Annotated in this window: 13 protein-coding genes and 1 tRNA gene; 6 read left to right on the top strand and 8 right to left on the bottom strand. The window is 67.9% G+C overall.

From position 1 onward, the window contains the following. The 4 genes from HUV06_RS12155 to HUV06_RS12140 form a co-directional block, all read right to left on the bottom strand. On the bottom strand, positions 1-324 hold a 324-nt coding region (locus HUV06_RS12155), incomplete at its 3' end, for a general stress protein (RefSeq protein WP_371811076.1). 81 nt (positions 325-405) lie between these two features. After that, the gene (locus HUV06_RS12150; RefSeq protein WP_174301530.1) at positions 406-597 is read right to left on the bottom strand and encodes a hypothetical protein; all 192 of its coding nucleotides are present in this window, start codon (positions 595-597) and stop codon (positions 406-408) included. Positions 598-720: 123 nt separating this feature from the next. After that, positions 721-972, bottom strand: coding sequence for a GlsB/YeaQ/YmgE family stress response membrane protein (locus HUV06_RS12145; protein WP_174301529.1), 252 nt, complete (start codon positions 970-972; stop codon positions 721-723). A 17-nt stretch (positions 973-989) separates the two neighbouring features. Further along, on the bottom strand, positions 990-1,319 hold the full coding sequence (locus tag HUV06_RS12140; protein ID WP_174301528.1) for a CsbD family protein: 330 nt from the start codon (positions 1,317-1,319) through the stop codon (positions 990-992). Between the two features lie 101 nt (positions 1,320-1,420). Between HUV06_RS12140 and HUV06_RS12135 the strand changes: the two genes are divergently transcribed. Together HUV06_RS12135 and HUV06_RS12130 are read left to right on the top strand one after the other, a co-directional pair. After that, positions 1,421-2,050, top strand: coding sequence for a type II toxin-antitoxin system HicB family antitoxin (locus HUV06_RS12135; protein ID WP_174301527.1), 630 nt, complete (start codon positions 1,421-1,423; stop codon positions 2,048-2,050). A gap of 89 nt (positions 2,051-2,139) precedes the next feature. Continuing rightward, complete coding sequence (locus HUV06_RS12130; RefSeq protein ID WP_174301526.1) at positions 2,140-2,568, top strand: DUF1810 domain-containing protein; 429 nt, start codon at positions 2,140-2,142, stop codon at positions 2,566-2,568. Positions 2,569-2,603: 35 nt separating this feature from the next. Here the strand turns inward: HUV06_RS12130 and HUV06_RS12125 are convergent, their stop codons facing one another. The 3 genes from HUV06_RS12125 to HUV06_RS12120 are packed head-to-tail and all read right to left on the bottom strand — an operon-like array spanning position 2,604 to position 4,577. Beyond that, on the bottom strand, positions 2,604-3,506 hold the full coding sequence (locus tag HUV06_RS12125) for an alpha/beta fold hydrolase (protein ID WP_174301525.1): 903 nt from the start codon (positions 3,504-3,506) through the stop codon (positions 2,604-2,606). 10 nt (positions 3,507-3,516) lie between these two features. Further along, positions 3,517-3,651: an SDR family oxidoreductase gene (locus HUV06_RS16330; protein ID WP_305793640.1), complete on the bottom strand. Its 135-nt coding sequence runs from the start codon at positions 3,649-3,651 to the stop codon at positions 3,517-3,519. After that, entirely contained in the window at positions 3,642-4,577 is a 936-nt protein-coding gene (locus tag HUV06_RS12120; RefSeq protein ID WP_217433828.1) for an SDR family NAD(P)-dependent oxidoreductase, read from the bottom strand. The genes HUV06_RS16330 and HUV06_RS12120 overlap by 10 nt, the downstream gene beginning before the upstream one ends. A gap of 316 nt (positions 4,578-4,893) precedes the next feature. On the opposite strand from HUV06_RS12120, the gene rpsD reads away from it, so the two are divergent. The 3 genes from rpsD to HUV06_RS12105 all read left to right on the top strand — a co-directional run bounded on the left by rpsD (position 4,894) and on the right by HUV06_RS12105 (position 6,629). Continuing rightward, the gene (gene rpsD, locus HUV06_RS12115; RefSeq protein ID WP_174301524.1) at positions 4,894-5,511 is read left to right on the top strand and encodes a 30S ribosomal protein S4; all 618 of its coding nucleotides are present in this window, start codon (positions 4,894-4,896) and stop codon (positions 5,509-5,511) included. A gap of 119 nt (positions 5,512-5,630) precedes the next feature. After that, positions 5,631-6,482: a bifunctional DNA-formamidopyrimidine glycosylase/DNA-(apurinic or apyrimidinic site) lyase gene (mutM, locus tag HUV06_RS12110; protein WP_174301523.1), complete on the top strand. Its 852-nt coding sequence runs from the start codon at positions 5,631-5,633 to the stop codon at positions 6,480-6,482. Positions 6,483-6,553: 71 nt separating this feature from the next. Then, a tRNA-Thr gene (locus tag HUV06_RS12105) sits at positions 6,554-6,629 on the top strand. A gap of 397 nt (positions 6,630-7,026) precedes the next feature. On the opposite strand, the gene HUV06_RS12100 is transcribed toward HUV06_RS12105, so the two are convergent. Then, entirely contained in the window at positions 7,027-8,124 is a 1,098-nt protein-coding gene (locus HUV06_RS12100; protein ID WP_174301522.1) for an alpha/beta hydrolase fold domain-containing protein, read from the bottom strand. Positions 8,125-8,367: 243 nt separating this feature from the next. On the opposite strand from HUV06_RS12100, the gene HUV06_RS12095 reads away from it, so the two are divergent. Then, on the top strand, positions 8,368-9,340 hold a 973-nt coding region (locus HUV06_RS12095; protein ID WP_174301521.1), incomplete at its 3' end, for an MFS transporter.

Here is a 9,340-nt window from a genome sequence, read left to right as displayed (position 1 = left end):
GCCGACGACCGCGCCCACGCCTGCACCGACCACCGTCGAGGCGAGCCAGCCGGCCGCGACAACCGGGCCGAGGCCCGGGATGGCGAGCAGGCCAAGGCCTGCCAGCAGCCCGCCCACGCCGCCCACTGTAGCGCCGAGGCCCGCGCCCTTGCCGGCGTCTTCCCCCGCTTCGTGAGCGCGCGCGGCGCCCAGATGGTCGTGCTCGCCCTTGGCGTTATTGCCAACGATGCTGATGTCGCGGTGCGGAACGCCGGCGGCTTCAAGCTCGCGGACGGCGGCCTGGGCGTCGGTGTAGTCGTCGAACAAACCGGTGACGGTCTGCATGTGAGGCCTCCCTGGATAAATGATGATGGTGCTGATGTCGAAACGACGGAAGCCGACGCGAGGCCGGCCGCCCTGAGATGCCTAATTGGATGTCGACTTGGCGTGGGCCTTGGCCGAGCTCTCGTGCGCCTTGGCCGAGTGGCCATGCGCTTCGGCCGAGTGCTTTGACGCGGTCGCGATATCGTTCGTCTCGTGATGTTCGGCGGCGGTTCGATGGGCCTTTCCAGCCTTCTCATGATGTTCCGCGGCTTCGTGGCGAGCAGCCTTGGCCATGATCTTCACTTTCTTGTTGAGCGCGGCGAACCGCGCGGGGACAGGCCGGCCCCAGAGCCGACCCGATCAGCCGGGCGCCTCCGTCGAGGGCGGCGCCCGGCGTGATTTCAGGCTGGCCTGACCTCAGGCGCGTCGGACGATGGCGTGGTAGGCCAGCAGCACGACGACGGCGCCGATGACGGCCACCACCAGGCTGTAGAGGTTCAGCCCCGTGACGCCCCCGGCGCCGAACAGGCTGAAGATGAAACCGCCGACGACCGCGCCCACGACGCCGAGCACGATGTCCATGATGAGGCCCTCACCGGTCTTGTTGACCAGCTTGCTGCCGATGAACCCGGCGATGAGGCCGAGTATGATCCAGGCGAGTATGCCCATGGTCGCTCTCCCTTGCCTTACTTGCGGACGTAGACGGTCTTGCGACCGCCACGAAGAAGCATGCCGAACACCAGCCCGACGCCCAGAGCCACAGCTGCAGCGGCGAAGGGCTGCTCGCGCACGAACGACTCGATCTGGTCGTAGCTGTCGTCAAACTGGTCCTTGACCTGGTCCAGCACGTCGGCGGCCTGATCCTTCACCTGCCCATAGGTGTTCTGGACCGCGCCCGTCGCCTCATTCAGCTTGCCTTTCAGCTGCGTCTTGTCCCCTCCGGTCAGGCCGCCGATGGCGTCCTGCACGCGGCCCAGGCCCTGCTTGGCCGCGCCCTCGATCCGATCTTCCGTCATGCGTCTTCCCTCGCGTTACGAAACCTTAACGCCGATGCGCAGGGATCGATCCCAGGCGCTTACGCATTTATACACATGAAAAGCGTTATGGAGGCTTGATCATGCCCGTCACCGTCTATCCCGCCCTGGTCACCGGAGACCAGACCCAAGGCTATCTCGCCACCCTGGTGGATTTCCCGGGTGTGTCCGTCACTGAGGCCAGCTCGGCGGACCTGCTCCGGGTCTCTCGCGAACGGCTGCTCGGCGCACTGACGGCGCTGGAGGCGGCGGGCCGGGACTGGCCGACGCCCACCCCGGTGGAAGCGCTGGGGGAGCGGCTGCAGGCGCAGCGCGCCATCCTGCTGCTCGTTGATATCCAGGTGGAGGAGACGCCGGTGCGAGTGAACATCTCCATCGGCGACCGCCTGCTGCGCCAGCTCGACGAGGCGGCGGAGGCACAGAACATGACCCGCTCCGGCTATATCGCCGCCGCCGTCCGCCAGCGCCTGGGCGCGGCCGGCGCCTCGGCCGGCGGGGTGAACGGAGCGGGATCCCAGCGCCTGTTCGAGGAGGTGGCGGAGGTGGGCCGCCGGGTCAACGAGGCGCTCGGCCCGGACTCGGCCTTCGGGCGGGCGGTGGCGGAGCTCGACAGCCGCGCGCTGGACAGCCTGCGGATGCTGGCCGGCAACGTCGGCGCCGCGGTGAAGCGGCGGGGGCGCGACGAGTCCTCCTCCAACGGCGAGCAGGGCTGAACAGGGCCCCGGCCACGATCTCTTGACGGTCGCACATCGCCGGCGGGCTTGGCCTTCCGTTCCGACGCCCGGTGCGGTAGGCCGCCGCGATGCCGGACGCCGCCTTCGATCTCGATCGTTTCGTCCAGGCGCAGGCCGGTGTCTACGCCACCGCCCTGGCCGAGCTGCAGCGCGGTCGCAAGACCAGCCACTGGATGTGGTTCGTCTTCCCGCAGATCGCAGGCCTCGGCTTCAGCCCCATGGCGCGGCGCTACGCCATCGCCGACTTGGAGGAAGCGACGGCCTATCTGGCCCATCCCGTGCTGGGTCCGCGCCTCAGGCAAAGCGCCACGGCCGCGGTCGGGGAGGGCGGCCGCTCAGCCTCCCACCTGTTCGGCCATCCGGATGATCTCAAGTTCCGCTCCAGCATGACCCTGTTCGAACTGGCCGATCGGGCCGACGATCTGTTCGGCCCGGCGCTGGCCAGCCTCTGCGGCGGCGCGAGGGACGAAGCCACGCTAAGACTTGTGAAGGGCTGAGCACGCTCTCGCTTCCGATCCGGCTCGGGAACGCCCTAAACCGGCATGGCGGCCGTGGCTTCCAGCGCCCGCACCGCCGCCAGAACCTCGTCGATGGCGAAGTGGTGCAGCATGTGACCCATGCCCCGCACGAACTTGAAGCGCCCGTCTGGCAGCACCCCGCTCAGCGCCAAGCCATGCAGCGCGTTGTTGATGACCAGGTCGCAGTCGCCGCCCAGGATGCTGACCGGCGTCCGGCAACTCGGATAGGCCGCCACGCTGCGCCACAGGGCCGTGACGATGGCGAAGGCGTCTTCGCCGGTGGACAGGGTGGTCTGGGGCGCAGAGGCGCGGTCGAATGAAAAGCCGTCCTGGAAGTGCGGCGGCATGGCCTGGGGCAGGAACATGGCGCGCCATAGCAGCGGCAGCGTGGCGTGATCCACCGTGCCCGACGCGCAGGCGGCCAGGATGTCTCCAGGTCCGGGCATGGCGCGCATCCCGAAGGCGGCCAGCTCCAGGCGGGGCTCGGGCCAGACGATGGGCGCCAGCGCCAGCACGCCTCGCGTCTCCTGCGGGAAGGACATCCCGTAGGCCAGCGCCACGGCGCCGCCGAAGGAATGGCCGACCACGACCGGGCTCTCCGCGCCGAGATCGCAGGCCGCCGCATGGATGAGTTCGGCCTGACGCCAGGGAGAGGCGTCCGCCAGCCGCAGGCGCGGGCTCTCGCCATGACCTGGGCGATCGAAAGCCAGGACCCGGTGATCGCGGGCGAGCGCCTGGAAGGGTCCGAGCACCATGTCGTCCAGATTGGTCAGGGCCCCGTGGATGAGCAGCACCGCCGGGCCCCGTCCCGCCTCGACATAGGCGATCGCGTGGCCCTCGACCTCGCAGATGGAGCGCGTCGCCCCGTCCCGCGCGGAGGCTTCGGCGATGCACAGGGTCGGCGGCGGCGTCGTCACGCCCTGGCCGTCAGATGTCCTTCGCACTGTCCCCGCCGGTCACTTCGTACTCTGCGCCCGTTACCATGGCCGCCGCGTCCGAGGCCAGGAACACCGCCGCAGGCGAGATGTCGTCCGGCTGCAGCCAGCCGACCTTCAGAGGCACCGTGGGAGAGCGGTTGTCCCAGGCCTGCTGGGGCGTGGGGGTCTCCGGCGGCTTGATCCCCTGCTCGGCCATGGAGTTGCGGAACCGCGCCTCGTAGCGGGTGAGGGGGTGTCAACCAAGCCTGGGATCAGAGCGTTGACGGTGATGTCGTACTCGCCGAGCTCCATCGCGGCGGACTTCATCAGACCCAGTATTCCCCACTTGGAGGCCGAATAGCTGGCGGCGTTCTTGGTGCCGTGCTTGCCCTGCATGGAGGAGAGTACGATGATCCGCCCACGCCGGCGCGCCACCATCTTGGGCGCGAAGGCGCGGAGGGTGTTGGCCGTGCCGTTCAGGTTGTTGTCGATCACGTCCCGCCAGTCGGCGTCCTCCATCTCCAGAAGCGGCTTCCAGCGCTGGATGGCGGCGTCGGCCACCACGATGTCGATCTTGCCGTGGCTGGCTTCCACCTGGTCGGCGATGCGGCGGAGCGCATTGATGTCGCGGATGTCGGCCTGGACCGCCTCGCCCCGGCGGCCATAGGCGTGGATCTGGCGCACCGTCTCGACGAGGTCCTCGGGCGTGGCCGGCTTGGCGTTGGAGGCGGTGCTGACCGGGCCCGCGATGTCCAGCGCCACCACGTCGGCGCCGTTGGCGGCGAACTCCACAGCGATCGCCCGCCCGATGCCGCGCGCGGCTCCGGTCACCACAGCGGTCTTGCCCTGCAGCATGGAGCCGCGCCCGGGCCGCACCGGACCGGCGGAACGGTCGGCGGGGGGCTCGGGCACCGGATGGCCGTCGAACACCCGGGGCTCCACGTCGGTGCGCTGCTGCGCCGCCGCCGCGCCCGCCAGCGCCACGCCCGCGGTCAGGCCGCCGCCGAACACCAGCCTGCGGCGGAGCGGGTCTGAGGCGCTGTCTTCAAGGGAGGCGGCTTCGTCGCTCATGGCGGAGTCCCAAGGTTTGGCGGGAAACCGTCTCGAAGCCCGTTTGTTTCGCCCGGGATCACGATGTTTTCTCGTCATTCTAGCGCTGTTCCTCCCGGCCGGATGGGTCCATCCTCGCGCTGCAACGAGTTCTGGACGGGTGGAAACCCGGGCTCCTGCTTGACAGGATGCGGACCTCGGCGGCATAAGTCCGCCCCTACCGCCGCCGGGCGTGCTCGGCGGCGCGGGTCATCTATGACGGGTGATGCGGACTCCGCCGTTGCAATCGTCCAGCCGCTTCGCGCTGGACCGGACCGCATCTTGAGAAGCAGATCGCATGTCCAAGCGCCACTCGGCGAAGTACAAACTCGACCGGCGGATGGGGGAGAACCTCTGGGGCCGCCCCAAGTCCCCGGTCAACCAGCGCGCCTACGGCCCCGGCCAGCACGGCCAGCGCCGCAAGTCCAAGGTCTCCGACTTCGGCCTGCAGCTCCGCGCCAAGCAGAAGTTGAAGGGCTATTACGGCAACATCACCGAAAAACAGTTCTCCCGCACCTATGAAGAGGCCACGCGCCGCAAGGGCAATACGTCGGAGAACCTTATCGCCCTGCTGGAAAGTCGGCTGGATGCCGTGGTGTATCGCGCCAAGTTCGTGCCGACCCCCTTCGCCGCCCGCCAGTTCGTCAATCACGGCCATATTCTTGTGAACGGCAAGCGGGTGAACATCGCCTCCTTCCGCGTCAAGCCCGGCGACGTGGTCTCGGTCCGCGAGCGCTCGCGCAGCATGGCCCTGGTGCTCGAAGCCTCGCAATCGCCCGAGCGGGACACGCCCGACTACATCGAAGTTGACACCAAGCAGCTCACCGCCAAGTTCGTTCGTGCGCCTGAACTGGCCGAAGTGCCTTATCCGGTGAAGATGGAACCCAACCTGGTGGTCGAATACTACGCGTCCTGATCAGCTGATCTCGCAGACGGTCTTGAGGGGCTCTGGCGACGGAGCCCCTTTTCCATCGTCGGTAGGCGTGGCCAAGCGCCTAGCTGGTGGTTCCGGCCCTCGGCGCCCATGTGGCTCGAATGCCTGAACTTCCCGAGGTCGAGACGGTGCGACGAGGCCTTGCGCCGTACCTGGTAGGCGCGCGGTTGGCCCAGGTCGAGCAGCGCCGCCCCGACCTGCGCTTTCCGCTGCCGGATCGCTTCGTGCAACGGCTCACCGGCGCCACCGTGATGTCGCTGGAGCGCCGCGCCAAGTACCTGCGCGCCGCTCTGGACACGGGCGAAACCCTCGTCTGCCACCTGGGCATGACCGGCCGCTTCCTGGTGGAGGACGAAGCGCCGGGACGCTTCGTCCGGTCCGCGGGCGATGATCCCAAGCATACCCATGTCGTCCTGAGGACCCAGGCGGGCGTCACCGTGTCTTTCAACGATGCTCGCCGCTTCGGCTACATGGAGTTAATCGGCGCCCAAGTCCTGGAGCGCCATCCCTGGTTCGCCGGCCTCGGCCCTGAGCCCCTCGGCCCGGACTTCGGCCCGCAGGCCTTGGCGGACGCCTTCGCCGGCCGGCGGCAGAGCATCAAGGCGACCCTGCTGGACCAGCGCGTGGTGGCCGGGCTCGGCAACATCTATGTCTGCGAGGCTCTGCATCGCGCCGCTATCCACCCCGAGCGGCCGGCCGGCCAGGTCTCGGCGCCTAGGCTGGGGCGGCTCGCGCGCGAGATCGTCGCCACCCTTGAGGAGGCCATCGCGGCCGGAGGTTCCACCCTGCGCGACTATCGCGACGCGCAAGGCTCGCTGGGCTACTTCCAGCATGCCTTCAAGGTCTATGGGCGCGAGGACGCCGCCTGCGTTCGGCCCGCCTGCCGCGGAGTCGTTCGGCGCATGGTTCAGTCCGGACGCTCAAGTTTTTACTGTGCGTCGTGCCAGAAATGACCTTTAGCGACTTGCGCCAGGCGCATCCATTGCACCATCCTAGTCTGCCCGCCATAAGCCCTAAGGTCCGGGCCGGCATAGCTCAGCTGGTAGAGCAGCTGATTTGTAATCAGAAGGTCGGGGGTTCGAGTCCCTCTGTCGGCGCCATCCAGCCCGAGGTTACGGCCAGCATGGCGTTGATGTAGGCGTTGGACGCCTTGTCCCGGCAAATATCTGTTTAACCGGCCGCGGCGCTGAAGTTCTGTAGCCTCGGCGCAGCCGCGACGGCCAGCCACACGCCCTGATGAAGGGTATTGTTGGTCCTGCAGACTCGGCGGTGTGGACGGATTGCCTCAGGCCTAGACCGCGGGGTTTCCAGCCGTCTATCGGCATGAGTCGTAGCGGGTCGGTTTATGGAGGCCGACTCTTATTGGCGCCGGTGATCAGAACGACTCGCTCAGATGAGTTCGACAGTTACGGCATCATCATAACACTTGGCAGGTTCTGGAGGTGGTCCCGCTTGACAGCGGACTGTCCTAAAGCAGAATTCCCAAATGGGTCACGACTATCGCGGCGTCAGATGGGTCTTCAGGAACGCAGCCGCCCTGGCGATCGCCGTTCGCGTCTCCGGCGTGTTCGGGACGGACCCCTGGAAGACGTGCGGCATGCCTTCGTAGAGGTCGAGCACCGCTTCATGGCCGCCGCCGCGGATCACCTGATATTCCCGCACGAAGTTGCTGAGCAGCATCTCGCGCGTGCCGCCCTGGATCAGGGTCGGCGGAAAGGCCTTGGCGTAGTCGCCATAGACCGGCGAGACATAGGGGTTCTTCTGGTCCTTGGGGTCGGCGTAGACGTCTGCGCCCCACTTCGAGCTGTCCAGGTCGAGCACAGGGTCCACGCGCGAAAGGGTCAGGTAACTGTCGCCAGTGTAGGTGATGTCGCTTGATGGTGACATGAGGTAGAGCGCTCCAGGGAGGGGGAGCCCCTGGTCGCGCATCTTGAGCACGGACCCGGCCGCTATGCCGCCGCCGGCGGAGTCGCCGAAGATGCCGATGCTCGCAGGGGCGGTCCCCTTGGCGAGGAGCGCTCGCCAGACGGAGAGCACCTGATCGGTGATGACGCGCCAGTTCCCCCGGGGCGCAACCGTGTAGTCGACCGAGATCACCTCGTCGCCGGTGGCGGCCGCTACGAGCGCCGGAGGACCTAGGCGGGAGTGGGCGGAGAAGCGGGTGTAGCCGCCGCCATGCAGGTAGATCAGCGTGCGACCGCTCGGCTTGTAACCGGCCGGCAAGATCCTGACGACCGGAACGCCGCCGATCTGATCGTCCCGTACGCTCGCGCCGAGTCTGGCGACGACGGCGTTGGAGGCGGGGATCATCCGCTTGTCGAGCGCCTCCCTCTGGCGATCCCAATCCTCGAGGGATACCGGCTTGGTCGCCGGGGGTAGGCGGGACGAGACCGCGTAGATCGCGGCCAGGTCCTTGGCCGCTTCGGGCGAAACGGTGGTGGGGACCTCGAACCGAAGCGTCGGCTCAGCCGCCGCCGGCCCCGCTAGGGCGAGCATGAGCAGCAAGGGGGTGATCGCCCGCATGATCTGGCCAGGTCCGTTGTTATGTGGAAAGGCGTTTTTATGCACCGGGACCGGCGACGGTGCCTTTGCCATGTCGCCGTTCATTGCATCTCTCCCGTTGTGAGCCGTCGACCCGCGCTACCGTCTTGCCAGGTTCGGGCGACCGGCCGAATGACAGCGCACTGGTTCGTTGATGACAGCTGAGATCGTTACCATTAAGGAAAAAATATAAAAGGCGTATTTCAAACGCGCGCCGGTGCGTCCGAGGCGCCCTCCGCCAGCGGAAGGCTCCACGCGGACGTCACGTACGGGGGGTGGACAGTGCAAGATCACGACTTGGAAGCGGCCCGGCCAGGCGCCCCCGGGATCGATCGAGATTGGGTCGCCGTCGCGGCCTCGGCGCTAGGCCTGATCTTTTCTGTCGGCACGCTTTCGGTCTACACCTTCGGTATTTTCGTCCATCCTCTAGGCAAGGCGTTCGGCTGGAGCCGCACACAGCTATCGCTGACCTTGGCGATCTCCCAATACGGGCTGGCCTTCTCCTCGCCGGCCTGGGGCGTGCTGACGGACCGGTTCGGACCTCGCGCCGCGCTGCTGCCCTCGACTGCAGCGCTTGGATTGCTGGTCGCCTCCATCAGCCTTCTCACCCCGCATCTCTGGCACTTGTATCTGGTCTTCGCGGCGATACCGTTGCTCGCCGGCGGCGCGACGCCGCTCGGCTATTCATCCGTGCTGATCCGGCTGTTCGAGCGCCACCTCGGCCTGTCGCTCGGTCTGGCCATCATGGGGGTGGGGATCGGCGCCTTCCTGCTGCCGCCGTTGACCCAGCAGCTCGTCGGGTCGATCGGCTGGCGCGGCGCCTATGGGGTGCTGGGCCTGCTCACCCTGGTGGTCGGCCTGCCGGCGGCCCTGGTCGCGACGCGCAACGCGGCCGGCCCGGTGCTCCGCCAGTCTGGCGCGAGGGTCTCCGCCGTGCTGCCCCTGCTGGGGACCCGGGCGTTCCTGCTGATGTGCGCCATCTTCCTTCTTCTGGGCGCAATCAGCGTCGGGACGCTCGCCCATCTCGTGCCGATGATGGTCGATCGCGGGTTCACCCCAGGCGCCGCGGCGCGCGTGGCGGCGGTGACGGGCGTGGCCACGCTGCTCGGGCGGGGGGGCATAGGCTGGGTGCTGGACCGGATCTCTGCATCCTATGTGCTCGCGGCCGTGTCGCTGTTTGCCGCCGTCGCCTTCCTGCTGCTGGGCTACAGCGGCGGGAAGGGCGCGAGCTACCTCGCCGCCTTCCTGCTGGGCGGCGTGATCGGCGCCG

This window comes from Caulobacter sp. S45 (genome assembly GCF_903642205.1).
Taxonomy (GTDB): Bacteria; Pseudomonadota; Alphaproteobacteria; order Caulobacterales; family Caulobacteraceae; genus CAHJWH01.
Note: the sequence above shows the minus strand (reverse complement) of the source record. Positions and strands in the feature narration are given on the sequence as shown.

Excerpts from the sequence above, each read along its gene's own strand:
- HUV06_RS12130 (WP_174301526.1), top strand. The coding sequence starts at position 2,140 with ATGCCGGACGCCGCCTTCGATCTCGATCGTTTCGTCCAGGCGCAGGCC.
- HUV06_RS12135 (WP_174301527.1), top strand. The coding sequence starts at position 1,421 with ATGCCCGTCACCGTCTATCCCGCCCTGGTCACCGGAGACCAGACCCAA.
- HUV06_RS12100 (WP_174301522.1), bottom strand. The coding sequence starts at position 8,124 with ATGGCAAAGGCACCGTCGCCGGTCCCGGTGCATAAAAACGCCTTTCCA.
- HUV06_RS12145 (WP_174301529.1), bottom strand. The coding sequence starts at position 972 with ATGGGCATACTCGCCTGGATCATACTCGGCCTCATCGCCGGGTTCATC.
- mutM (WP_174301523.1), top strand. The coding sequence starts at position 5,631 with ATGCCTGAACTTCCCGAGGTCGAGACGGTGCGACGAGGCCTTGCGCCG.
- HUV06_RS12120 (WP_217433828.1), bottom strand. The coding sequence starts at position 4,577 with ATGAGCGACGAAGCCGCCTCCCTTGAAGACAGCGCCTCAGACCCGCTC.
- HUV06_RS12140 (WP_174301528.1), bottom strand. The coding sequence starts at position 1,319 with ATGACGGAAGATCGGATCGAGGGCGCGGCCAAGCAGGGCCTGGGCCGC.
- HUV06_RS12150 (WP_174301530.1), bottom strand. The coding sequence starts at position 597 with ATGGCCAAGGCTGCTCGCCACGAAGCCGCGGAACATCATGAGAAGGCT.
- rpsD (WP_174301524.1), top strand. The coding sequence starts at position 4,894 with ATGTCCAAGCGCCACTCGGCGAAGTACAAACTCGACCGGCGGATGGGG.